At 66.8% G+C, this 23,202-nt stretch carries 18 protein-coding genes; 6 read left to right on the top strand and 12 right to left on the bottom strand.

Features of this window, described 5'->3' with window-relative positions; translation table 11 throughout:
* Nucleotides 1-96: 96 nt before the first annotated feature.
* The 11 genes from tnpA to ACYVD0_RS19050 form a co-directional block, all read right to left on the bottom strand.
* Nucleotides 97-528, bottom strand: coding sequence for an IS200/IS605 family transposase (tnpA, locus tag ACYVD0_RS19000; protein ID WP_460428255.1), 432 nt, complete (start codon nt 526-528; stop codon nt 97-99).
* Nucleotides 529-1,138: 610 nt separating this feature from the next.
* Nucleotides 1,139-1,939, bottom strand: coding sequence for a TIM barrel protein (locus ACYVD0_RS19005; protein WP_460428256.1), 801 nt, complete (start codon nt 1,937-1,939; stop codon nt 1,139-1,141).
* A gap of 129 nt (nt 1,940-2,068) precedes the next feature.
* Complete coding sequence (locus ACYVD0_RS19010) at nt 2,069-2,995, bottom strand: sugar ABC transporter substrate-binding protein (protein WP_460428257.1); 927 nt, start codon at nt 2,993-2,995, stop codon at nt 2,069-2,071.
* Between the two features lie 96 nt (nt 2,996-3,091).
* The gene (iolG, locus tag ACYVD0_RS19015; RefSeq protein WP_460428258.1) at nt 3,092-4,108 is read right to left on the bottom strand and encodes a Gfo/Idh/MocA family protein; all 1,017 of its coding nucleotides are present in this window, start codon (nt 4,106-4,108) and stop codon (nt 3,092-3,094) included.
* 75 nt (nt 4,109-4,183) lie between these two features.
* Complete coding sequence (iolD, locus tag ACYVD0_RS19020; protein WP_460428259.1) at nt 4,184-6,121, bottom strand: 3D-(3,5/4)-trihydroxycyclohexane-1,2-dione acylhydrolase (decyclizing); 1,938 nt, start codon at nt 6,119-6,121, stop codon at nt 4,184-4,186.
* Between the two features lie 117 nt (nt 6,122-6,238).
* Nucleotides 6,239-7,081: a TIM barrel protein gene (locus ACYVD0_RS19025; protein WP_460428260.1), complete on the bottom strand. Its 843-nt coding sequence runs from the start codon at nt 7,079-7,081 to the stop codon at nt 6,239-6,241.
* A gap of 36 nt (nt 7,082-7,117) precedes the next feature.
* Nucleotides 7,118-8,617, bottom strand: coding sequence for a CoA-acylating methylmalonate-semialdehyde dehydrogenase (locus ACYVD0_RS19030; RefSeq protein ID WP_460428261.1), 1,500 nt, complete (start codon nt 8,615-8,617; stop codon nt 7,118-7,120).
* Between the two features lie 88 nt (nt 8,618-8,705).
* Nucleotides 8,706-10,160, bottom strand: a complete 1,455-nt coding sequence (locus tag ACYVD0_RS19035; protein WP_460428262.1) for a sugar porter family MFS transporter — start codon at nt 10,158-10,160, stop codon at nt 8,706-8,708.
* Nucleotides 10,161-10,237: 77 nt separating this feature from the next.
* Nucleotides 10,238-11,047: a 5-deoxy-glucuronate isomerase gene (gene iolB, locus ACYVD0_RS19040; protein WP_460428263.1), complete on the bottom strand. Its 810-nt coding sequence runs from the start codon at nt 11,045-11,047 to the stop codon at nt 10,238-10,240.
* A 12-nt stretch (nt 11,048-11,059) separates the two neighbouring features.
* Complete coding sequence (gene iolE, locus ACYVD0_RS19045) at nt 11,060-11,971, bottom strand: IolE/MocC family protein (protein ID WP_460428264.1); 912 nt, start codon at nt 11,969-11,971, stop codon at nt 11,060-11,062.
* A gap of 49 nt (nt 11,972-12,020) precedes the next feature.
* Complete coding sequence (locus ACYVD0_RS19050) at nt 12,021-13,964, bottom strand: 5-dehydro-2-deoxygluconokinase (protein ID WP_460428265.1); 1,944 nt, start codon at nt 13,962-13,964, stop codon at nt 12,021-12,023.
* A gap of 303 nt (nt 13,965-14,267) precedes the next feature.
* Between ACYVD0_RS19050 and ACYVD0_RS19055 the strand changes: the two genes are divergently transcribed.
* Both ACYVD0_RS19055 and ACYVD0_RS19060 read left to right on the top strand, forming a co-directional pair.
* Nucleotides 14,268-15,200, top strand: coding sequence for a MurR/RpiR family transcriptional regulator (locus tag ACYVD0_RS19055; RefSeq protein WP_460428266.1), 933 nt, complete (start codon nt 14,268-14,270; stop codon nt 15,198-15,200).
* Nucleotides 15,201-15,345: 145 nt separating this feature from the next.
* Nucleotides 15,346-15,996 (top strand): LysR family transcriptional regulator, encoded by a 651-nt coding sequence (locus tag ACYVD0_RS19060; RefSeq protein WP_460428267.1) that lies wholly within the window; start codon nt 15,346-15,348, stop codon nt 15,994-15,996.
* A 61-nt stretch (nt 15,997-16,057) separates the two neighbouring features.
* Here the strand turns inward: ACYVD0_RS19060 and ACYVD0_RS19065 are convergent, their stop codons facing one another.
* Nucleotides 16,058-18,064, bottom strand: coding sequence for a sigma-54-dependent Fis family transcriptional regulator (locus ACYVD0_RS19065; RefSeq protein WP_460428268.1), 2,007 nt, complete (start codon nt 18,062-18,064; stop codon nt 16,058-16,060).
* A 208-nt stretch (nt 18,065-18,272) separates the two neighbouring features.
* Between ACYVD0_RS19065 and ACYVD0_RS19070 the strand changes: the two genes are divergently transcribed.
* From ACYVD0_RS19070 to pyk, 4 genes are all read left to right on the top strand, one after another.
* The gene (locus ACYVD0_RS19070) at nt 18,273-19,748 is read left to right on the top strand and encodes an MFS transporter (RefSeq protein ID WP_460428269.1); all 1,476 of its coding nucleotides are present in this window, start codon (nt 18,273-18,275) and stop codon (nt 19,746-19,748) included.
* 33 nt (nt 19,749-19,781) lie between these two features.
* Nucleotides 19,782-20,789 carry a Gfo/Idh/MocA family oxidoreductase gene (locus ACYVD0_RS19075; protein WP_460428270.1) on the top strand — a complete coding sequence of 336 codons (1,008 nt, stop codon included), beginning with the start codon at nt 19,782-19,784 and terminating at the stop codon, nt 20,787-20,789.
* 10 nt (nt 20,790-20,799) lie between these two features.
* Nucleotides 20,800-21,588, top strand: coding sequence for a TIM barrel protein (locus tag ACYVD0_RS19080; RefSeq protein ID WP_460428271.1), 789 nt, complete (start codon nt 20,800-20,802; stop codon nt 21,586-21,588).
* A 664-nt stretch (nt 21,589-22,252) separates the two neighbouring features.
* On the top strand, nt 22,253-23,202 hold a 950-nt coding region (gene pyk / locus ACYVD0_RS19085; protein ID WP_460428272.1), incomplete at its 3' end, for a pyruvate kinase.

Consider the following 23,202-nt stretch of genomic DNA (forward strand, 5'->3'; position numbering starts at 1 on the left):
TGCGTATCCAGTAAGTATCCCCCGGCAAAGCCGGGGGCTTTATTCTGTTAGCCCCTCAAAGGGGCAAGCAGTTGGGCCGCCTGAAGGCGGCTGTCGCTACAGGCCAAACTTGAGCTGGTCATAGTGCTCATCTTCCTTTTCCTGGTTCCGGATGTATGCACGTACCACCCCCTCGTCCAGCCCCACGGTTGAAACGAAATACCCCCGAGCCCAGAAATTCTCACCCGTGAAGTTCTTCACCTTTCCCATAAAACGCCGCGCTATCGAAATCGCACTCTTGCCCTTGATGTAGCCCACCACATACGACACCGAGTGCTTGGGTGGGATGCTGATGCACATGTGGACATGGTCAGGCATCAAATGGCCCTCCACTATCCGGCACTCCCTCTGCCTCGCCAACTCATGCAACAGTTCGCCAAGGTGCTTGCGAATTGCCCCGAAGATCGCCTTTTTGCGCCTCTTCGGGATGAAAACAACGTGGTACTTACAATCCCACTTCGTGTGCGCGAGACTCTGATAGTCTCTCATCGGGTACCTCCTATCTCTTGGTCGAGACAGAAGGCTCCCGATGACCGTATCACACGGTCAAATCTCAAGGAGTCCCCCGGCTAAGCCGGGGGATTACCTTATTTATTTACGTTTCCCTACGCCCGATGGTGGATATTGTTGGTTAATTACTATTAGACACCAACTGGTGCATAACTACCCGAACGGGCGTGGTGGATAACATTCCTTGTCATGCCCGCCCCCCCTGTCTAGGCCGCGGGTTTCGCGGTCATGATGACTGTTTCGGGAAGTTATACACCAATGTTTCCCGCGCCAGTATCCCCATACCTCGGCCGCCATGGCATCGGCAGGCACTGCGTGTAGCTGGCCAGCATGGCAAGCGGCAGCAGGGCGGCCAGCGCAGCCGTTCGGCGATGGAGAGGGGAGTGTCCTTGGCCTGCCAGGGAGCAGAGCGCAGCGGGCGATGCCGTTTGCCGTGTCGAACCGATGAATGGCCGGAAAATGGCTGTCGGTTGTCGGCGAGGTGGGTGTGCCTGTGACGCGAGAACGCCGGAAAAACCCGGAGTTCGGGGGGCAGGGGAAGGTCCGGTACTGCACGCTGTAGCCGGCAGCGACCGGGCTTGGCCGATGTTCAGGCAGCGATGGAGAAGGCCTCGCGGAAACGCCGCAATGCCGTTTCAGGCTCTCCCGAGGCCCAGCCTTCAAGGCCGACGACCCCTTGGTAACCCATCTCGTGCAGGGCCCGGGCGATGGCCGGATAGTTGATCTCGCCGGTCCCCGGCTCCCGGCGGCCCGGAACGTCCGCCGCCTGGATTTCGCCGATGGCGGGGCCGGCCCGGCGGATCAGTTCGATCAGGTTCCCCTCGCCGATCTGCGCGTGGTAGAGGTCCAGGTTCATCCTGAGATGGGGACTGTCCACCGCCTCGACCAGCGCCAGCGTGTCCTCGGCCCTGGCGAAGGGCACGCCGGGATGGTCGATGGCCGTGTTCAGGTTTTCCAGCGTGAAGACCTTGCCGGCCCTTTGTCCCAGCCTGGCCAGTTCGGCCAGCGTCTTATAGGCGGCCAGCCACATCCTGCCCGTGATCCGCTCGACGGGCCGGACCGGCAAGCCCTTGTCGTCGAGGCCGGTGCCGTGCAGGTTCAGGCAGGGGCAGCCGAGTCGTTCGGCGACGGCGAGCGATTCCTTCGCGCTGGCGAGCAGGGCGGCGATGCCCTCCGGCTCGGTCAGGTTCCCGGAGACATAGCCGGTCATCGAGGTGAAGTCGGCGCCGGTGGCCGCCAGGGCGGCGATGTCCTTCCTGGTCCAGTCCCAGATCTCGACGCCGAAGCCCAGCTCGTGGATGCGCCTCACGCGCTCGACGAAGGGCCGGTCGAGGAAGAGCATTTCGGCACTGACCGCCAGCTTGAAAGGCGATCCGTGGTGTCCGTGCATGGGAAGACTCCTGTTCGCAGGGAGCGCGGCTGACCGGGCTCGTAAAGCGCAGAAATCCGGGAGAGTCCCGGATTTCCGGATGGGTCGGCCGCGCGCCGGGGCTGGCGGCGGCCGGACTGTCCCGGGATTTCAGCGCTTGTTGGCCATCTGGAACTCGCCGACGTTCTCCAGGGTGATCAGCCGGAAGGGGATCACCACGCGCTGCTCGACCGGCTGCTTGGCGGCCATCTTCAGTGCGGCGTCCAGCGCGCCTTCGGACTGGGCCTTGGCGTCCTGGAACACCGATACCGCCAGCAGGCCGCGCTTGACTGCCGTGAGCCCATCGGGGGTGCCGTCGATGCCGCCGACCAGCACATCCTTCTTGCCGGCCTGGCGCAGGGCCATGGCCGCGCCGATGCCCATCTCGTCGTTGTTGGAGAGAATGGCGTCCAGTTGATGGCCGGCCAGCAGCCAGTTGCTGGTCAGGTCCATGCCCTTGTCGCGCAGCCAGAGGCCGGTCTGCTCTTCGACGACGGTGATTCCCGGATACTTGGCCAGCACTTCCTTGATGCCCTGGGTGCGGCTTTGGGTGGCATTGTTGGCCAGGTCACCCATGAGGATGCCGATGCGGCCCTTGCCGTCCATCGTCTTGGCCATGTACTGCATCTGCAGGCGGCCGGCCTCGAACTCGTCGGAGGTCACGGTTGCCACGCCGGTCGGAAGCTTCGGATCGTCCGGTTCGCGGTTGATGTATACCAGCGGGATGCCGGCCTTGACCGCCGCCTCGGTGATGCTGCGGGTGGCGGCGGTATCCACCGGCTGGACGATGATGGCGTCGGCCTTCTGGCTGATGAAGCTCTCCACCTGGCTGAGCTGTTTCACCACGTCGTTGCGCGCGTCCTCGAACTGCAGTTGCACGCCGTCGGACTTGGCCTTGGCGGCCATGTATTCGCGCAGGTAGGTGGCATAGTTGTCGTCGAAGGTCGCCATGACGGCGCCGACTTTCAAGTCGGCCAGGGCGGTGGTGCTGGCGATCAGGGACAGGGCGGCCGCGGCCAGACGTTTCTTGATGTGCATCGAAGATCTCCACTTGTTGTTATTGTCGATTCGAAGCCGAACCATGCCGGCCTGCCCGGGGAGGGCAGGCGGCGGGTGTTGTCGTTGTCGCCGGGATCAGGCCGGGGCGTAGAAGGCCGGGCGCTCGGGCAGTTCGATCGGCTCGACCTTGCCGCTGCGCTGGGCGGCCACGCAGGCGTCGGCGGTCACCGCCGCGGTGTAGCCGTCCCAGGCGGAGGGGCCGCCGACCCGGCCGGCGACGACGGCGTCGATGAAGGCCTGCAGCTCGACGTCGTAGGCGGCGATGAAGCGGTCCTTCCAGTCGACCAGGATCTCGTTGGAGAGCTTGGCCTCGCTGCGCAGTTGCACCGAGGACGGCTCCGGCAGGCGAGCGATGCCGGTTTCGCCGACCACCTCGCACTGGATGTCGTAGCCGTACTGGCAGTTGACGAAGACCTCCACGTCGATGCGGGTGCCCCTGGCGGTTTCCAGCAGGACGATCTGCGGGTCCTTGAGATGAGCCAGCGCCTTGGAAGTCTTGCGCGGGAAGATCACCTGGGCCGAGACGTAGTGGTCGTCGAGCAGCCAGCCCAGCACGTTGATCTCGTGGATCAGGGTGTCGGTGATGGCCATGTCGGTGGCGTAGGCCTGGCCGACGCGGGCATTGCGGTGCGCGGCGTGGATCATCAGCGGCTCGCCGAGCCGGCCGCCGTCGATGGCCGCCTTGAGGGCGCGGTAGCCCTGGTCGTAGGGGCGCATGAAGCCGACCTGGACCAGGCGTTTGCCGAAGGCCATTTCCGCGTCGACGATGTTCTTGCAGCCCGCGGCGGTCACCGCCAGGGGCTTCTCGCAGAACACCGGCTTGCCGGCCTTGATCGCCGACAGCACGAACTCCTCGTGGCTGGGGCCCCAGGAGGTCACCAGGATCGCGTCCACGTTGGCGGCGTTGATCAGTTCGTGCGCGTCGGCGTAGACCTCCGCCTCGATGCCCAGATCGCTCACCACCTTCTTCGCCTGGTCCAGGTTGATGTCGTTGACCGCGACCACCCGTGCGCCCGACAGCGCGAAGCTGCAGCGACGGATATGGTCCTGGCCGATGGCGCCGGTGCCGATCACTCCGATGTTCAAGGTCATGATGCGTTTCTTCCTTTCATTGGCATTGTTGTGGGGAAAGTCCTGCGCGGGCTGCCGCGCAGTTTCGGGCGAAACTCAGTACTGCCGGGCCTTGGCGAGGTTCTCTTGAAGGACTCGCGCGACCGCCGCGATGCGTTCGCTCTTCGAGGCCTGGGCGCCGCCGACCCGCCACCAGGACAGGTAGCCGTGGAGCATGGTCTTGGGCAGCACCTTGATGTCGATGAGGGTGGAGACGCTCTGCCGGCGGGCGTCCTCCAGCGCCGCGTGCAGCTCGTCGAGGGTCGTCACCCGGTAGGTCTTGCAGCCGTAGGCCGCCGCGCTCATGGCGAAGTCGACCGGCACGAGGCCGCCGTCGAGCCGGCCGGTCTCCGGGTTGCGGTAGCGGAACTCGGTGCCGAAGCTGCCCATGCCATGGCCCATCTGCAGGTTGTTGATGCAGCCGAAGGCCATGTTGTCGAGCAGGACCACGTTGATCTTGCGGCGCTCCTGGATGGAGGTGGCCAGCTCCGAGTGCAGCATCAGGTAGGAGCCGTCGCCGACCAGGGTGTAGACCTCGCGGTCGGGCTCGGCCAGCTTCACCCCGAGGGCGGCGTTCACCTCGTAGCCCATGCAGGAATAGCCGTATTCCATGTGATAGGTGTCGGGCGCCTTGCTGCACCAGGCGCGCTGCAGGTCGCCCGGCAGGCTGCCGGAGGCGCCGACGATGATGGCGTCGTCGGCCAGGGTGCGGTTGAGTACCCCGAGTACCTGGCTCTGGATCAGGCTGGAGCCGGTCAGCTCGACGAATTCCTCCAGCACGCGGCGCGGCAGGGGATCGTCGACTTCCGGGACGAAGCCTTCGCCGCCGTATTCCACGGCGTGGAGGCGGTCGGTCTCCTCCTGCAGCCTGGCCTTCGCCTGCGCCGGCGCATCGCCCCACCGGGCCTGGTAGCCGCTGCGGCCAAGGGCTTCGCCGAGCGCTTCCAGGCCGGCGCGGGCGTCGGCCACCAGCTGCACGGCGTCGAGCTTGCAGGCGTCGAAGGCGCTGACGTTGAGGTTGAGGAAGGCCACCTCGGGGTTCTGGAACAGGCTCTTGGAGCCGCTGGTGAAGTCGGTGTAGCGGGTGCCGACGCCGATCACCAGGTCGGCTTCGCTGGCCAGCAGGTTGGCCGCCAGGCCGCCGGTCACGCCGATGCCGCCGAGGTTCAGCGGATGGGCGGAGACGATGGCGCTCTTGCCGGCCTGGGTCTCGGCGAAGGGGATGGCGAAGCGTTCGGCGAAGCGTTGCAGGGCCTCGGCGGCGCCGGAGTATTTCACCCCGCCGCCGCAGATCAGCAGCGGCTTGCGCTTGCCTTGAAGGAGCGCCACGGCGTCGGCCAGCATGGCCTCGGTGGCCGGGCGGCGGTCGAGGCGGTGCACGCGCCGGGCGAAGAAGTAGTCCGGGTAGTCGTAGGCCTCGCCCTGCACGTCCTGCGGCAGCGCCAGGGTCACCGCGCCGGTCTCGGCCGGATCGGTGAGCACGCGCATGGCGTTGATCGCCGCGCTCATCAGCTGCTCGGGGCGGCTGACGCGGTCCCAGTACTTGCTGACCGCCTTGAAGGCGTCGTTGGTGCTGATCGACAGGTCGTGGGTCTGCTCGATCTGCTGCAGCACCGGGTCGGGCTGGCGGCTGGCGTAGACGTCGCCCGGCAGCAGCAGCACGGGAATCCGGTTGGCGGTGGCGGTGGCGGCAGCGGTGATCATGTTCGCCGCGCCGGGGCCGACCGAGGAGGTGCAGGCGTAGATCTGCCGGCGGCGCTTCTGCTTGGCGAAGCCGATGGCGGCGTGGACCATGCCCTGCTCGTTGCGGCCCTGGTGGACGACCAGCTCGCCCGGGTCCTGTTCCAGCGCCTGCCCCAGGCCCAGTACGTTGCCGTGGCCGAAGATGGTGAAGATGCCCTTGACGAACTTGCTCTCGACGCCGTCGACGCTGACGTACTGGTTGTCGAGGAATTTCACCAGCGCCTGGGCCATGGTCAGTCGTATCGTACTCATAGGTTCCCCTCAATTCGGTGGTGCTTCGTAGGGCGGGTGAAACCCGCCGTTTCAGCGTGGGGCCCGGCCGTGTTCGGCGGGTTGCACCCGCCCTACGTCGCTTGGAAAACGGGTGGGTTACGCGGCGCAGCCCTCGGGTATCGCGACGCTCGCCTGCAGGTGGCGCATGCTTTCCTGCAGCGCCGGGCGGATCTCGGCCAGGGCGTGCACGCTCTCGGCGAAGGGCTCGAAGGAGAACGGGCCGCGGTAGCCCAGCTCCAGCAGGCGGCGGATCTGTTCGGCGTTGCCGAGGAGGTCGGCCTCGCCGACCAGCACGCGGTGGCCGTCGCGGATCTCGGCCAGCGCGACCTGGCGGTCCTCGACCCCGGAGATGTGCACGATGCCGGTCAGCTCGGGGAAGAACTCCTGCTCGCCGGCCAGGTGGTGGTGGAAGGTGTCGTGGACCAGACGGAACACGTCGAGCCCGCCGATGCCCTTGATAGCCTCCACGGCGTCGTGCTTGCGGCGCAGTGCGCTGCTCTCGAAGCCCCGCGGCTCGACGAAGCCGAGCAGGCCGTGCTCGCGCAGGATCGGCGCCAGCGCGGTCAGCGCGGTGCGCAGTCCCCGGACCCGTTCGGCGCGGCTGCGCGGGTCGGCCGGGTCGTTCAGCGGGCAGAGCACCAGCCCCTCGGCGCCGCAGGCGCGGGCATAGGCGGCGAGCTTCAGCGCCCGGGCGCGGCGCTCGTCGTTCCACACGTCGAAGGGGTAGAGGGCGTTGATGCTCAGCACGCGGACGCCCTTGGCCTGGCACAGCTCGCGGACCCGTTCGGGCGGCGTGCCGTCCTCGATCTCGATGCCCGTGAGGTCGTTGCGCAGCTCGATGCTGTCGGCCTTCAGGGCGCGTGCCAGATCGAGGAACTCGGCCAGCGGCAGGGTCGGGGCGACGATGCGGTTCAGGGCGAAGGGGAGGGACGCGGTCATTGTTGTTCTCCGTAAGGCTACACGCAGGGGGTTGGGTTACTTCGCGGTCGGCATGCTGAACTCCGGACCCTTGGCGATGCTGTCCGGCCAGCGCTGCATGACGCTCTTGTAACGGGTGTAGAAACGCATGCCTTCCTCCCCATAGGCGTGGTGATCGCCGAACAGCGAACGCTTCCAGCCGCCGAAGGAATGCCAGGCCATCGGCACCGGGATCGGCACGTTGATGCCGACCATGCCGACCTTGATGGCGCGGGCGAAGGCGCGGGCGACGCCGCCGTCGCTGGTGAAGCAGGACACGCCGTTGCCGAACTCGTGGGCGTTGATCAATTCCACGGCGGCGGCGAAGTCCGGCACGCGGACGATGCCGAGCACCGGGCCGAAGATCTCCTCCTGGTAGATGGTCATCTCGGTGCCAACCCCATCGAACAGGGTGGCGCCGACGAAGAAGCCGTTCTCCGCACCCGGTACCTTGAGGTCGCGGCCGTCGACGATCAGCCGGGCGCCTTCCTCGACGCCCTTGGCGATGTAGCCCTCGACCTTGGCCTTGTGCTGGGCGGTGACCAGCGGGCCCATGTCGGCCTCCGGGTCCGTGCCGTTGCGGATGCGCAGGCGGTCGATGCGCGGCAGCAGCTTCTCGATCAGCGCATCGCCGGTGTCGCCCACCGCCACGGCGATGGAGATCGCCATGCAGCGCTCGCCGGCCGAGCCGTAGGCGGCGCCGATCAGCGCGTCGGCGGCCTGCTCGAGGTTGGCGTCGGGCATCACGATCATGTGGTTCTTGGCGCCGCCCAGGGCCTGCACGCGCTTACCGCGGCGGGTGCCTTCCTGGTAGATGTACTCGGCGATCGGCGTCGAGCCGACGAAGGACACCGCCTCGACGTCGGGGTGCTGGAGCAGGGCGTCGACCGCGTCCTTGTCGCCCTGCACCACGTTGAACACGCCGTCCGGCAGGCCGGCCTGCTTGAGCAGGTCGGCCATCAGCAGACTGGCCGAGGGGTCGCGCTCGGAGGGCTTGAGGACGAAGGTGTTGCCGGTGGCCAGGGCCATCGGGATCATCCACAGCGGCACCATCACCGGGAAGTTGAACGGGGTGATGCCGGCGCAGACGCCCAGCGCCTGGCGCATGTTCCAGTTGTCGATGCCGCCGCCGATGTTGTCGGTGTAGGCGGTCTTCAGCAGGTGCGGCGCGCCGCAGGCGAACTCGACGATCTCGATGCCGCGGGTCACCTCGCCCATGGCGTCGGAGAGCACCTTGCCGTGCTCGGCGGTGATGATCGCCGCCAGCTCCTTGTGGTGCCTGTCGAGCAGCTCCTTGAAGCGGAACAGGATGCGCGAGCGCTGCAGCGCGGAGCGTTCGGACCAGGCCGGGAAGGCGGCCCTGGCGGCGGCGACGGCCTCGTCGACGGTCTGCCGGCTGGCCAGTACGACGCGCGCGGTGACTTCGCCGAGGGCCGGGTTGAACACATCGCTGTGGCGCTCGCCGGCGTGCCGGACCTGACCGTCGATGAAGTGGCCGATGAGGGTCGTTTGAGTCATTTTCGGGTTCCTCCCTGCCGCCTGGAGGGCGGCAGCTTGATTGGCGTTGGGGGAGGACCGGCGCCTGGCCGGTCCCGCGTTCAGGGGATCAGGCCCGGCTGGAGCGCAGCGCGGAGTGTTCTTCGCGGGTCGCGGGTTGCCGCTTGAGCTTGGCCAGCATCACCGCTTCCATCTTTTCCAGCGACACGCCGCGGGTTTCCGGGAGGAAGCGGATGACGAACCAGTAGCAGAACAGGCAGCAGCCGGCGAACACCCACATCGGGAAGGCGCCGTGGAACTGCTCCATCAGCAGCGGGTGCTCGTTGAGCATCGGGAAGCTCTGGCTGACCAGGAAATTGGCCACCCACATGCTGCACACCACCACGCTCATGCCCATCGAGCGCATGTGGTTGGGGAAGATCTCGGAGATCAGCACCCAGGTGCCGACGCCCCAGGACAGCGCGTAGAGCACCATGAATAGCAGCATGCCGGACAGCGCCAGGTAGCCGGTCTGCTGGGTGTAGAGGGCATAGGAGGTGACCAACAGGCCGGCGATGGCGCCGACGGTGCCGATACGCATCAGCGGCAGGCGGCCGACCCGGTCGATCAGCCAGATGCCGACCAGGCTGCCGGCCAGCTGCATGACGCCGATCCAGATGGTCTGGAACAGCGCCGATTCGGTGCTGCCGGTGACGCTCTTCAGCACCATCGGCGCGTAGTACATCATCACGTTGACCCCGGTGACCTGCTGCAGCATGGCCAGCATGCAGCCGACGAAGAGGATCAGCGCCAGCCCGGCCTCGCGCAGGTTCAGCTTCTGCGCCCGGCCCTGGCGGTCCTGGTGCAGGGATTCCTTGATTTCCACGAGCAGGTGGCGGGCATGCCCGGCGTTGGAAATGCGGGTCAGGGTGCGCAGCGCCCGCTCGTCCTGGCCGACCATCGCCTGCCAGCGCGGCGATTCGGGGATGGTGAAGACGAACAGGCAGAACAGCAGGCAGGGGACCACTTCGGAGCCGAGCATCCAACGCCAGCCGTACTCGACCAGCCATTCCTGGGCGGCGCCGGCGGCGATCCGGTAGTTCACGTAGAACACCACCACCTGGCCGAGCACGATCGCCATCTGCTGCATGCCCAGCGCCTGGCCGCGCATGTCCTTCGGCGAGACCTCGGACATGTACATCGGCGAGACGGTCGAGGCCAGGCCCACGGCGAGGCCGCCGATCATCCGGTAGGCGACGAACCAGGCGAAGCTGTCGACCAGCGCCGAGCCGACCGCCGAGACGGTGAAGAGGATCGCCGCCAGCACCAGGGCCTTCTTGCGGCCCAGCCGGCCGGCGACCCAGCCGGCGCCCAGGGCGCCGACGATGCAGCCGATCACCACGTTGGAGACGGCCCAGCCGGTTTGGGCGGGGGAGAGGGAGAAATATTCCCGAAGGGATTCCACGGCGCCGGAGATCACCGCCGTGTCGTAGCCGAAGAGGATGCCGCCGAGGGCGGCCACGGCGCAGATCCGCAGCACGTAGGAGACATCGTGCTGCTGTGTTGCAACGGTCTTGTCGTTCATGTCGCTTGCTCTGGTTGTTGTTCTTGGTCCAGAAGTCAGCTACCGCAAAGGTCGCTTCCGCTCGGTAGGCAGCTTTCCTAGAGCTTGAGCAGCCATTCGTGGGCCGGGTCGTTGTGGAATTTCCAGGCGCGCGTCGGGCCGGCCATCACGTTCAGGTAGTAGGACGTGTAGCCGTAGGGCACGCTGACCGGGTGGTAGCCGCGGGGCACCAGCACCACGTCGTGGTTCTCCACCGCCATGGCCTCATCGAGGCTGCGGTCGTCGGTGTAGACGCGCTGGAAGACGAAGCCCTGCGCCGGGTTCAGGCGGTGGTAGTAGGACTCCTCGAGGAAGCTCTGCGCCGGCAGGTCGTCGGTGTCGTGGCGGTGCGGCGGGTAGCTGGAGGTATGCCCCGAGGGGGTGATCACCTCGACCACCAGCAGCGAGTGGGCCGCGGCGCTGTCCGGCAGGATGTCGCAGACGTAGCGGGTATTCGCTCCCTTGCCGCGGGTGGAACGATTCATCTGCGCAGGTTCGATCAGCCGCGGCGCCAGCGTTTCGTCCGGGTTGCCGGGCGCCCGGCACAGCGCTATCTCGGCCGTGCCATGGGCGCGCACCAGCGCTTCGCTGTGCGGCGGCAGGTAGACGGCGTAGGGCGACTTGGGCTCGAAGACGCTCGGCCGCTCGCCGATGTTCTCCCAGGCGAAGGCGCCCTTCTGCGGATGGGCCGCGGTGACGGTGGCCTTGCCGGCGAGCAGCACGAGGCACACCTCCTGGTCGGCCGCGGCGACCGGCAGTTCGTCGCCGTCGGCGAGACGGTGGGCGGAGAAGCCTACGTACTCCAGCGCCCCTGCGGGCACCTGGACGAGGGTGCGTTGATCGGCGGAGCCTTTGACGAGCAGATCCACGGTGATCCTCCTTCAGACGGTGGCGTATTGAGGGGCGAGGCGGGCGAGCAGGCCGCTCAGCGTCTCGAAGCCCTTCTTGGCGTAGGCGTAGCTGGGCGCCACGGCCGGGTCCTGCTCGGCCTCGACCACCAGCCAGCCGCGGTAGCCGGCGGCCAGCAGGGTGGCGAGGATGGCTTCGAAGTCGATGTCGCCGTCGCCGGGCACGGTGAAGGTGCCGTTGACGATGCACTCCGGGAAGCTCCACTGCTCGTTGCGCGAGAGCTTGACCACGCCTTCGCGCACGTCCTTGCAGTGCACGTGGCAGACCCGGGCGAGGTGCTTCTTGAGCACGCTCAGCGGATCGCCGCCGCCCAGGTAGCAGTGGCCGGCGTCGAACAGCAGGCCGACCTCCACGCCGGTGACCGCCATCAGCCGGTCGATGTCCTCCGGGGCCTGCACGTAGGCGCCCATGTGGTGGTGGTAGGCCAGGCGCAGGCCCTGGGACTGGGTGTAGCGGGCCAGTTTGGTGAGCTTGTCGCCGTAGGTCTTCCAGGCTTCGTCGGTGTAGAAGCGCGGGCGCTCGCCGAGGGCGATGCGCCGGCCCTGGATGGAGCCGGCGACCTCGCCGTAGACCAGCACCTTGGCGCCGTTCTCGGCGAGCAGCCGGCAGTGCGGGGCGATGGCCTCGATCTCTTCTTCCACGGAGCGGTGGGCCAAGAGGCTCGAATACCAGCCGGAAACCAGCTCCAGGCCGTATTCGGCGAGCACCGCGCGCACGCCTTCGGGGGTCTTGGGGAACTTGCCGTTGAGCTCGAAGCCCTGGTAGCCGATCGCCTTGCCCTCGGACAGGGCGGTGCTCAGCGGGGTTTCGCCGCCCAGCGAGGGCAGGTCGTCGTTGCTCCAGGAGATCGGGTTGATGCCGATCTTGAGCGATGGATTCGTCATGTCAGTCACCTGATTGTCGTTGTTCGGTTGAGCGAAGGTCCGGGCGGCGTCAGGCCTGCTGGCGCGCCTCGCGCCAGGACTTGATCAGGAACTCGAAGGTGGTCCGGACCTGCGCGATCAGGGTCTCGTCGTCGATCTCGCCGGCCAGCCAGGCCCGGCTGGGCTCCTGGAAGATCGTCCGGCCGACCGCGAAGCCGCGGCAGACCTGGCTGGCGCCGGCCTGGCGGAACCCCTCGGCGAGCGCCTCGACCGGGGCGTTCAGACCGAGCAGGACCACGCCGTGGCAGTAGGGGTCGCGCTCGGTGATCAGCGCGTCGAGCTTTTGGTACACCTCGGCCGGCTGCGGCTCGATCTTCCACCAGTCCGGCTGGATGCCGATGTTGTAGAGCCGCTTGATCGCCCGGTAGAGCACGTCCGGATGCTCGGAAGGGTGGTTCTTCGGCGGGATCACCTCGAGCAGCAGCTCGTGGCCGCTGGCCTGGGCCGCCTCGTAGAGGCCCTTGAGCTGGGCCTCCTGTTCCAGGCGCAGCAGCGGTTCGTCGTCCGGGTGGAACTGCACCAGGCACTTGATGATGTGCTCGCGCGGCCACTGCACCAGGTTGCTGCCGACCGAGCGGCCGTGTTCGAAGGCCAGCGGCCGCGAACCCTGCAGCTCGACCGGGCGGCCGATCCACCAGCCGCGGCCGGTGGCGCTGTTGAGGGCGTCCTGGCCGAAGCGCTGGTCGGCCAGCAGACCCACGTCGCCGTCGATGCCCTGGCGGGCGAGGTCGGCCTCGACGCGCTCGATGGCGGTGACGAACAGCTGCTTGAGCTCGGGAATCGCCTTGAGCTCGCGGCTGGCCTGCTGGGCCAGTTCGACCAGTTGACCGCGGTGGTCGAAGGCGAAGATGAACAGCGGCTTCCAGCTCTTGCGCGGCACGCTGACCCGGTGCAGGCGGTTCAGCTGCGGGTCGAGGTCCGGGCGGGTGATGGGCACCGGGCTGTTGAAGATGTAGTCGAGTTCGGCCTGGGTCGGCATCGCCGGGGCACAGGCATGGCGCGATACCACCAGGCCGCCGCAGGCGTTGGCCAGGCGGCAGCAGCGCTCGTCGTCGCCCTCGGTGAGCCAGCCGCGCAGGAAGCCGGACATGAAGGCGTCGCCGGCACCCAGCACGTTCATCACCTCGACGCGGATGCCCTTATAGATGTTGCCATCTTCCAGGCGCGCGGGAATGTCGCCATGGATGACAGTGCAGCCCAGCGGGCCGAGCTTGACCACCAGGGTCGCGGCGGTCACCTCGCGCACCTTGCGCAGGGCGGTGAGCAGGTCCTCGGAGCCGCCGGCGATGAGGAACTCCTCCTCGGTGCCGACCACCAGGTCGAAGCGCGGCAGGATGCGCTGCACGTGCTCGCTGACCTTGGCGTTGGCGATGAAGCGGGTCTCGCCGTCGGCCTTGCCGGTCAGGCCCCAGAGCACCGGGCGGTAGTCGATGTCCAGCACGCGCTTGACGTTGTGCTTCTCGGCGTAGTCGAGCGCCTTGCTGCTGGCCTTGTAGACGCCGTCGGTGGAGAAGTGGGTGCCGGTGATCAGCAGCGCCTTGCTCGAGGCGATGAAGGCCTCGTCGATGTCTTCCTCGCACAGCGCCATGTCGGCGCAGTTCTCGCGGTAGAAGATCAGCGGGAAGGTGTCGCGGTCCTTGATGCCCAGCAGGACCATGGCGGTCAGCCGCTCCGGATCGACCTTGATCGCCCGGGTGTCGCAGCCTTCGCGCTCCAGCGTCTCGACCAGAAAGCGCCCCATGTGGTCGTCGCCCACGCGGGTCAGCATCGCCGACTTGAGGCCCAGGCGGGCGGTGCCGAAGGCGATGTTGGCGGACGAGCCGCCCAGGTACTTGGCGAAGCTGCTGACGTCTTCGAGCCGTGCGCCGATCTGCTGGGCGTACAGATCGACGCCGAGGCGCCCCAGACATATGACGTCCAGCTGACGTCCGCTTGCGAAAGTGATTTCGCCCATGCTGCCTCCTCTTATGTGTTCTTGTCGGCCTGCGTTTTCCGCACCCGAATGTGGTGACTGATGCGATGGGTCGAGATTAGAACGGGCGGCGCCGTTAAATCAACATTTTTTCCATAATTTTATTATTTAGAATGAATTTTCCATTAACTGGGGTATCCTGTCCGTACGGCCGGCAGACTGGTCGTGCTCCCGCAGGACGGCGAGGGGGGGACGAAACGAGGGGAAGAGGGGATTCACTCTGCCGCTGCGGCCGCCATCGCGCCGCCGCCGGCCACAGGATTCACGACGAGAGGAAAAGAGCGCATGTCCAGTTCCGAATCATCCGCCCACTCCGGCGAAGCGCTGCAGGAGGCGCCGGCCAGCGTGGAGCTCCTGCAGCAGCTGATCGGCGCGGAGTACGAGGCCCTGCCTCGCCAGCTCAAGCGCATCGCCGGCTACATGAGCCAGCAGAGCGGCCGGGTGATGGTCGACCGGGTCAGCGATATCGCCCAGCAGTGCGAGGTACACCCCTCGGCCATCGTGCGCTTCTCCCAGCGCTTCGGCTTCAAGGGCTTCAGCGAGATGCAGGCGCTGTTCCGCGAGGCCTACACCGACAAGGCCACGCCGATCCAGAACTACCAGCAGCGCATCCGCCGGATGATCGCCAACCGCTCGCACAAGGCCTCCAGCGGCGAGCTGGCGCGCGAGTGCATCAACGCCACCCGTTCGGGCCTCGACCGGCTGGCCCAGGAACTCGACGAGGCCGCGTTCGACAAGGCGGTGAACCTGGTGGCCGAGGCCGAGAACGTCTACGTGGTCGGCGTGCGCCGCTCGTTCGCCGTGGCCCACTACCTGGTCTACAGCCTGCAGCACACCAACAAGCGCGTCCATCTGGTCAGCGGCCTGGGAGGCGGCTACCGCGAGCAGATGCGCAGCGTGCGCGAAGGCGACCTGGTCGTCGCCATCAGCTTCAGCCCCTACGGCAAGGAAACCCAGCAATGCGTGCGCGCCGCCCGGCGGCACAAGGCCCATACGCTGGTCATCACCGACAGCCAGCTGGCGCCGCTGGCCAAGCACGCCAGCGCCCTGCTGCTGGTGAACGAGGGCAGCACCTTCGCCTTCCGCTCGCTCAGTTCCACCCTGAGCCTGTGCCAGGCACTGTTCATCGCCGTGGCCTACCGTCTGGAAATCTCGGTCGAGGAAATCGGTGCACCGGGCGGTTTCGAGGACGGCGAGCCCGACGACGAGCTCGACTAGGCCGCCATTCCAGCCTTCTGCCTTATCGGCCTGGCTGCTTCGTCATGGCCGCGGTCGTATGGCGGAGCTGTGGGAGGACAATAAAGTTGCATCCCGAGTCGAGCGGGAGGACGTTATTCCGTAGTCATTCGGAGAAGTTCCTGCCATGCGCTACGACCTCACCAGCCTGGACCTGTTCATCGCCATCGCCCAGGAACGCAACCTTACCCGCGCCGCGCGCCTCAAGCACCTGGCGGTCTCGGCGGTGAGCAAGCGCATCAGCGAGCTGGAGGAGCAGGTCGGTTCGCCCCTGTTGATCCGCAACGCCCGGGGTGTCGAGCTGACCCCGGCCGGGCAGTCGCTGCTGTTCCATGCCCGCCAGGTCAAGCAGACCCTCGCCCGGCTGGACAACGAGCTCAGCGAGTACGCCAGCGGCGTCAAGGGTCATATCCATATCCATGCCATCACCTCGGCGCTGTCGCAGTTCCTCCCGGAGGACATCGCCGGCTTCGTCGCCCGCTATCCGGAGATCAAGTTCGATATCGAGGAGCGGGTCGGCTCGGCAGTGGTCCGCGCGGTGGCCGACGGCCGCGCCGAGCTCGGCATCATCGCCGAGCAGACCGCAGCCCAGGGCCTGGAGACCCGGCCCTACCCGCGACGACGAGCTGAATACATCATTCCGAAGCCCATGGACCCACGGCTGATCACCCTGGTTTCCGATGCCGTGGCCCGTGCCGCCATCGAAAGCGGAGTGGCATCCCTGCCTTATCCGAAGCACTATCCGCTGCAATCGGTGGAGGCGGTGTTCAATCGCTGACTTCCACCCTTTGTATCAATCCCACCGCCGCGCAATTTGGCAGCACCGGCCTCCGCTGCGCTCAGCACTGCCCTGCGCGGAAGCTGTCGGCGCTCAGCCCGTAGCGGTTCATCTTGTTGTACAGCCCCCCGCGGGAGACGCCGAGCCGCTTCGCGGCCAGGCGGATGTTGCCTCCGGTGTCCCACAGGGCGGCGATGATGGCGTTCATTTCGTGGCCGACCAGATCCATGGCCGTCCCGGGGACCGGCGCAGCGGTCGGCGCCGGTCTGCGCGAAACCTGCAGGGTCTCGACGGGCAGGTCGTCCGGCTGGATCAGCTCGCCGGTGGCCAGGTTGGCCGCCCGCTCGATGGTGTTCTCCAGTTCGCGGACATTGCCCGGCCAGGCATGGGCCGAGAGGATCTCGAGCGCTTCCCGGGACAGGCCGCGCACGGGTTTGCGCAGCGACTGGGCGCAGCGTTCGAGGAAGTGCTGGGCCAGGAGCGGAATGTCTTCCCGGCGCATTCGCAGGGGCGGGACGGTGAGGCCCAGCACGTTGAGCCGGTAGTAGAGGTCCTCGCGGAAGGCGCCGTCGGCGACGGCCTGGCTCAGGTTGCGGTTGGTGGCGGCGACGATGCGCACATCCACCTGCTGCGAGCGCTTCGCGCCCACCCGGGTGACCTCGCCCTCCTGCAGGACCCGCAGCAGGCTGGCTTGGGCGTCGAAGGGCATGTCGCCGATCTCGTCGAGGAAGATAGTCCCGCCGTCGGCCAGTTCGAACTTGCCGGCCGACCCGCCCCGCGCCGAGCCGGTGAAGGCGCCCTCGATGTAGCCGAACAGCTCGCTCTGCACCAGGTCGCGCGGGATGGCCCCGCAGTTGACCGCCACGAAAGGCCCGCCGCAGCGGCCGCTGGCGTTGTGGATGGCCTGGGCGAACAGTTCCTTGCCGGTGCCGCTTTCCCCCAGGATCAGGGTGGTCGAGTCGCCCCGGCTGGCGATCCGCGCCAGGCGCAGGGCGTCCTGCATGGCCCGCGAACTGCCGCGGATGGTCTCGAAGGTGTAGCTGGCCTGGGTGCCGATGATGCGCCGGGTGATTTCGCGGATGCGCCGGTTCTCCCGTAGCGAGACGATCCGTTCGCCGTGCTCCGTGGGGCAGACGGAGGCCAGGCAGGACAGGTGCGTGCCGTCATGGAGCTGGAAGGCGATGTCCAGGTCGTGCAGGCCCTCGTCCGCCTTCAGCAGGAGGCTATCCGCCCGGTCGCTGCGGCCCAGGCGCTGGAACGGGCTGCCGAGCAGGTCGTGGTCCACCCGGAACAGCTGGCGGGCATAGCGGTTGAGGGCCTTGATGCGGCCCCGGTCGTCCAGCACGACGAGGCCCTCGTTGAGCACCTCGAGCACCGTCTGCTGCTCGCGCAGCAACGCTTGCAGGGCCAACTGCCGCGACACGGCCTCGGCCGCCGCCTGGACGGTGCCTAGGGTGTGGAAGTGGAACCAGCCGGGTTCCGCGGTGAGGGTCAGGATCGCCAGGGTGCGTCCCGCGGGATCGCGGATCGGCGCGGCGGCGCAATGCATGCGGCGCTGGCGCAGCCAGGTGCCGAAGTTCTCCTCCGACAGCACGTACACGAGGCGGTTTTCCGCGAGGGCGAGCCCGGTGCAGTTGGTTCCCTGCAGCGACTCCAGCAGCAGGCTCCCCACCGGCGTGATGTCCCGGCCGCAGAAGTGCAGCGTGGTTCCCTCGGCGTCGGTCAGATTGATGTGGCCCCGGGGGTTATAGGCGAGCAGCCCCTGCATGATTTCCGCGGCCGTCTCGATCAGCTCGCGGTGGGTTTCCAGCTTTTCGGCCAGAACCGCGGCATCGACGAAGCGGTACTCGAAGTCGTCGGGCCGGAGACTGGCCCGGACGCAGCGCTGCCAGGATTCCCAGATGAGCGGACGGACCCCGGCGGAGCGCTCACGCTGCCCGTCCACGCAGGCCTGCCAGGCCTGCTCGACTGCGAGGATCGGCCCTTCGCTCAGGCCGGCCTGGCCGATGGAGGTGATGTAGTCGAGGTCTACCTGCGGGCAGGCCGTTTCTTGTTGTGCGGGTGGCATCGTCCACTCCCTTGCCAGTTTTCATATTTTTGACATGTCTGGATTGACATGTCATCAGCTTAAACAGTGCGAGGGCGGGATTTTTATAAAAAACTCTTTTATATCAATTTGTTATGTTTTGGCATGAGGCTTGCCAAAACAATGCTGAGAGGACCGGGTGGATGAAGTACCGGTCCGTGATTTGAGAAATAAGAACAAGGAAACTCAAATGCCCCACAGAACTCACAATCTGTCGCTCGTCCTGCGAATATGCGCGATCGCCTCGCTGGGCGGTTTCATTCTCGGCTATGACGCCTCGGTGATCTCGGGAGCCATCGAGCCCCTGACGACGTACTTCAGCCTCTCGCCCGCGGAAAGCGGCTGGGCAGTCTCCAACGTGATCTTCGGCTGCGTTCTCGGCGCCTACGGGGTCGGCCACCTGGCCAATCGCATAGGACGCAAGCGGACCCTGATCGTCGCTGCGATCCTCTTCCTGATCTCGGCCGTCGGCTCGGCGCTGGCCACCAGCTTCTTCTGGTTCGTGATCTACCGGATGATTGGTGGCCTGGCGGTCGGCATGGCCTCGACGGCCACGCCGCTCTACACCGCGGAAATCTCGCCCAAGGACTACCGCGGGCGCATGCTGGGCCTGCAGCAGCTGATCATGGTCGGCGGCCAGGTCCTCGTCTACGTGATCAACTTCCTGATCGCCTACGGCATGACCGAGCAGTGGCTGGTCGAACTGGGCTGGCGCTGGATGCTCGGCTCCGAGGTGGTGCCCTGCGTGATCTTCCTGGCCCTGGTCGCCTTCATCCCGGAGTCGCCGCGCTGGCAGGTCATGGTCGGTCGCAACGACGAAGCCTTGAATACGCTCACCCGGCTGTCCAATGCCGAGCATGCCGGGCACCTGCTGGACTTCATCGTCCAGTCCATCGCCGAGGAGAAGGCCGTCGAGCGCGAGGCCCGCAGCACGCGCATCCTGGGCAACCCGAAGCTGCTGTACATCGTCCTGATCGGCTGCGGCATCGCCGTCCTGCAGCAGCTCTTTGGCATCAACATCCTGATGTACTACGCGCCCTCCCTGCTGCAGGCGATGAACTTCGGCAGCCAGGACGCGCTGCTGCAGACCATCTTCATCGGCTCGGCCAACTTCGTCGGCATCGCCCTGGCAACCCGCTACGTTGATCGGATCGGTCGCGTGCCGCTGCTGCGCTGGGGCGCCTTCGGCTGCTTCGCCACCATGCTGGCGACGGCCTGCGTCATCTCGAGCGGTATGCAGGGCATCCTGCCGGTCGTCGGCCTGGTGACCTTCGTGCTGGTGTTCGGCTTCTCCTGGAGTCTGGGCGCCTGGCTGCTGATCGCCGAGATGTTCCCGAACCGCATGCGCGCCGTCGCCATGGGTATGTCCTTCTGCGCCATGTACGTGGCCAATTTCTTCGTGGCCCAGGCCTTTCCGATCTTCAACCGCAGCGAATACCTCCTCGAGCACTTCAATGGCGCCTTCCCGCTGCTGATCTGTGCCGGCTTCTGCTTGTACGGCTTCCATTTCATCGGCCGCTTCCTGCCCGAAACCCGCGGCGTGGCGCTGGAGCGTATCGAGCCGCTGATGCTTTCCAAGTCCAGACGCTTCGGCCCGGGTACGAAGCCGGCCGGGCAGGACAGCTTCTCCACCAACAAAGACCTGACCTTCAAGGCTCGGCACTGAGCCCGACTACTACGACAAGAAAGGAGTGATCCAATGAACGCAACCAAGACCATCCGCCTCGGCCTCATCGGCGCGGGCCGCATGGGCAGCTTCCATGGCCAGACCGCGGCCCGGCACATTCCCGGCGCCTGCCTGGCGGCCATCGCCGATCCGACCCCGGGTCAGGCAGCCCGCCTGGCGCAGGAGCTGGGGGTAGCGAAGGTCTACACCGATCCGCAGCAGCTGCTCAACGATCCGGAGATCGACGGCGTGCTGATCGGGGCGCCTTCCGCCCTGCACTGCGAGCTGGTCATCGGTGCCGCCCGGGCCGGCAAGGGCATCTTCTGCGAGAAGCCCATGTCCTGGACCATGGAGGAGATCGACCGGGCCATCGCGGCGGCGAAAGAGGCCGGCGTGATCCTGCAGTGCGGCTTCAACCGGCGTTTCGTCAGGGGCTTCCGCGCCGCCCACGAAGCGGTGGTGGCCGGTCGCATCGGCACGCCACAGCTGCTGCGCTCCCTGACCCGCGACCCGGCCTTCGGCAATCCGGCGGGCTTTCGCAAGTGGGGCATCTTCCTGGAGACCCTGATCCACGACTTCGACACCCTGAACTACCTGAACCCGGGGGCCAGGGCGACCGAGGTCCACGTCATGGCCGATGCCCTGATCGCACTCGAATACAAGGACAAGGGGCTGCTGGATACCGCCGTGGTCAGCATCCGCTACGACAACGGCGCCATCGCCGTCGCCGAGGCCAACTTCCAGGCGGTCTACGGCTACGACGTGCGCGGCGAGGTGTTCGGCAGCGCCGGCATGCTGACCATGGGCAGCATCGCCAAGAGCGACATGCTGAGCTACGGCAGCGACGGCATCCAGGCCGACACCCAGCGCATGGATACCGACCTGCTGCGCGACGCCTACATCGCCGAGCTGAACCACTTCGCCCACTGCCTGCGCACCGGCGAGACCCCGCAGGCGACCGGCGAGGATGCCCGTGCGGCGCTGGCCATCGCCTGCGCCTGCATCGCATCCGTGGAACAGGGCAAGGCCATCAAACTCTGAGGAGCGACGCATGAGCAGCACGCCTTTCAAACTGGCGATCAGCGCCGAAATGGTCTTTCTCGACCTGCCGTTCGTGGAGCGCGTCAGGCGCATCCACGCGCTGGGCTTCAGCGCCGAGATCTGGGACTGGACGAAGAAGGACATCCCGGCCTTGGCGGCTACCGGCGCGGACTTCACCTCCATGACCGGCTACATCTCGGGCAACCTGACCGAGCCCGACGGGATCAAGGCGCTGCTCGACAGCGCGCGCGAGTCCGTCGCCATCGCCGAGCAACTGAACTGCCCGAGCCTGAACCTGCATGGCACCGGCCTGGACGACAAGGGGCTGCCGGTCAGGCCGGTCGAGGTGATCACCGGGCGCATGTGGCTGACGGCCTGCAAGACGCTGGAGCAGATCGCCCGCCTGGGCGAAGAGGTCGGCAAGGTGTTCCTGCTGGAAAACCTGAATCTGCCGGTCGACCATCCGGGCACGCCCTTCGCCAGGGCCGAGGACACCTTGGCGCTGGTCGAGGCCGTGGGCAGCCCGCACCTGAAGATGAACCTGGACCTCTACCACGCGCAGATCGGCGAGGGAAACCTGATCGAGCTGGTCCGCCGCGCCGGCCCCGCCATCGGCGAGATCCAGGTCGCGGACGTGCCGGGACGCCGGGAACCGGGGACCGGCGAGATCAACTACCCCGCCGTGGCCCGCGCCCTGCGCGACATGGGCTACACCGGTGTGGTCGGCCTGGAGGGCTGGGCCTCGGAGGATTCCGAGCTGGCGCTGCAGCGTTTCCGCAACGCCTTCTCCTTCGATTGACCTCCCGCTAAGTCCCGGCCCCTTCAAGGCCGCCGCGTAAACCTGCCCTCCCGCCAAATCGGCGGGAGGGCAGGGCGGCGCGCGTCGTTCATTTTGGAATGCCCCCTTCTTTCCTCGTTTTCCGTTCCGCGCCAAACGGACCCCGTCGCGGCATGCGTCAACACGTCGGCAGACCCTGCGCGACCATGCCGGGCCACCTGGCAGACAGTCCATTCCGGCAGGGCTTCAGGTGGGCGTCGGAGCGGAGGCATGCAGGGGCGGTTGCCGGTGGTCGCCGGCCACGAATCGGTATTTGTATAAAAATTCTATTTTGTATTGAATTAGAATTTATTTTCCAATAGAGTCCTTCGGCAAGACGCCGGAGGTTCGCCGCTTCTTATATGCCGCGGGCCGTCGGTGCCGACCGACAAGAACAACACAGCAGGTGCCCCATGCGTATCTCCCATCTTCTGCGGGCCCGCGCCCGCGCGCCAGCCGCCGTGGCAGTCCGGGCGCGAGCCTGAACCGACACTGACCAACATTATAGAAAGCGACAGGCCTCACGGTCGGCAGAACCGGCCCCGGCCCCGAACTCCTTGGAGTTGTCATGCTCGAAGAACTGATTCGTCCCGCCCGTACGGCCGGCGCCGCCGCGCAAGCCTCCAGCCGTCGTGAGTGGTTCGGCCTGCAGCGCCGGACCAAGATTGTCGCCACCCTCGGCCCAGCCACCGAAACCCCCGAAGTCCTCGAAGGCCTGATCAAGGCCGGTGTCGACGTGGTACGCCTGAACTTCTCCCACGGCAAGGCCGAGGAACACATGGCCCGCGCCGCCCTGGTCCGCGAGATGGCCGCCAGGCATGGGCGCTTCGTCGCCATCCTCGCCGACCTGCAGGGGCCGAAGATCCGCATCTCGCGCTTCGCCGAAGGCAAGGTTCAACTGCAGAAGGGCCAGCAGTTCGTCCTCGACGCGGCGCTGGACAAGAACGCCGGCGATGCGACCCGCGTGGGCATCGACTACGAGGCGCTGATCAACGACAGCCAGCCCGGCGACATCCTCCTGCTCGACGACGGGCGCATCGTGCTCAAGGCCCTGAAGGTCGAGGGCAGCCAGCTGATCTGCGAGGTGCTGGTCGGCGGTCCGCTGTCCAACAACAAGGGCATCAACCGCAAGGGCGGCGGCCTGTCGGCCTCGGCGCTGACCGAGAAGGACTGCCAGGACATCAAGACCGCCGCGAGCATGCAGGTCGACTACCTGGCCGTGTCCTTCCCGCGCGATGCCGCCGACATGCAGCACGCCCGCCGGCTGATGCAGGAAGCCGGCGGCTCGGCCGGCCTGGTCGCCAAGATCGAGCGCGCCGAGGCGGTGGCCGATCAGCAGGCGCTCGACGCGATCATCCTCGCCTCCGAGGCGGTGATGGTGGCCCGCGGCGACCTCGGGGTGGAGATCGGCGACGCCGAGCTGGTCGGCGTGCAGAAGCTGATCATCGAGCGGGCGCGGGTGCTCAACCGGGCGGTGATCACCGCCACGCAAATGATGGAGACCATGATCACCCAGTCGCTGCCGACCCGCGCCGAGGTGTTCGACGTGGCCAACGCGGTGCTCGACGGTACCGACGCGGTGATGCTCTCGGCCGA

Source organism: Azotobacter armeniacus, from assembly GCF_054779355.1.

Coding starts and splice junctions, on each gene's coding strand:
- tnpA (WP_460428255.1), bottom strand. CDS start 528: ATGAGAGACTATCAGAGTCTCGCGCACACGAAGTGGGATTGTAAGTAC.
- ACYVD0_RS19005 (WP_460428256.1), bottom strand. CDS start 1,939: ATGCACGGACACCACGGATCGCCTTTCAAGCTGGCGGTCAGTGCCGAA.
- ACYVD0_RS19010 (WP_460428257.1), bottom strand. CDS start 2,995: ATGCACATCAAGAAACGTCTGGCCGCGGCCGCCCTGTCCCTGATCGCC.
- iolG (WP_460428258.1), bottom strand. CDS start 4,108: ATGACCTTGAACATCGGAGTGATCGGCACCGGCGCCATCGGCCAGGAC.
- iolD (WP_460428259.1), bottom strand. CDS start 6,121: ATGAGTACGATACGACTGACCATGGCCCAGGCGCTGGTGAAATTCCTC.
- ACYVD0_RS19025 (WP_460428260.1), bottom strand. CDS start 7,081: ATGACCGCGTCCCTCCCCTTCGCCCTGAACCGCATCGTCGCCCCGACC.
- ACYVD0_RS19030 (WP_460428261.1), bottom strand. CDS start 8,617: ATGACTCAAACGACCCTCATCGGCCACTTCATCGACGGTCAGGTCCGG.
- ACYVD0_RS19035 (WP_460428262.1), bottom strand. CDS start 10,160: ATGAACGACAAGACCGTTGCAACACAGCAGCACGATGTCTCCTACGTG.
- iolE (WP_460428264.1), bottom strand. CDS start 11,971: ATGACGAATCCATCGCTCAAGATCGGCATCAACCCGATCTCCTGGAGC.
- ACYVD0_RS19050 (WP_460428265.1), bottom strand. CDS start 13,964: ATGGGCGAAATCACTTTCGCAAGCGGACGTCAGCTGGACGTCATATGT.
- ACYVD0_RS19055 (WP_460428266.1), top strand. CDS start 14,268: ATGTCCAGTTCCGAATCATCCGCCCACTCCGGCGAAGCGCTGCAGGAG.
- ACYVD0_RS19060 (WP_460428267.1), top strand. CDS start 15,346: ATGCGCTACGACCTCACCAGCCTGGACCTGTTCATCGCCATCGCCCAG.
- ACYVD0_RS19065 (WP_460428268.1), bottom strand. CDS start 18,064: ATGCCACCCGCACAACAAGAAACGGCCTGCCCGCAGGTAGACCTCGAC.
- ACYVD0_RS19070 (WP_460428269.1), top strand. CDS start 18,273: ATGCCCCACAGAACTCACAATCTGTCGCTCGTCCTGCGAATATGCGCG.
- ACYVD0_RS19075 (WP_460428270.1), top strand. CDS start 19,782: ATGAACGCAACCAAGACCATCCGCCTCGGCCTCATCGGCGCGGGCCGC.
- ACYVD0_RS19080 (WP_460428271.1), top strand. CDS start 20,800: ATGAGCAGCACGCCTTTCAAACTGGCGATCAGCGCCGAAATGGTCTTT.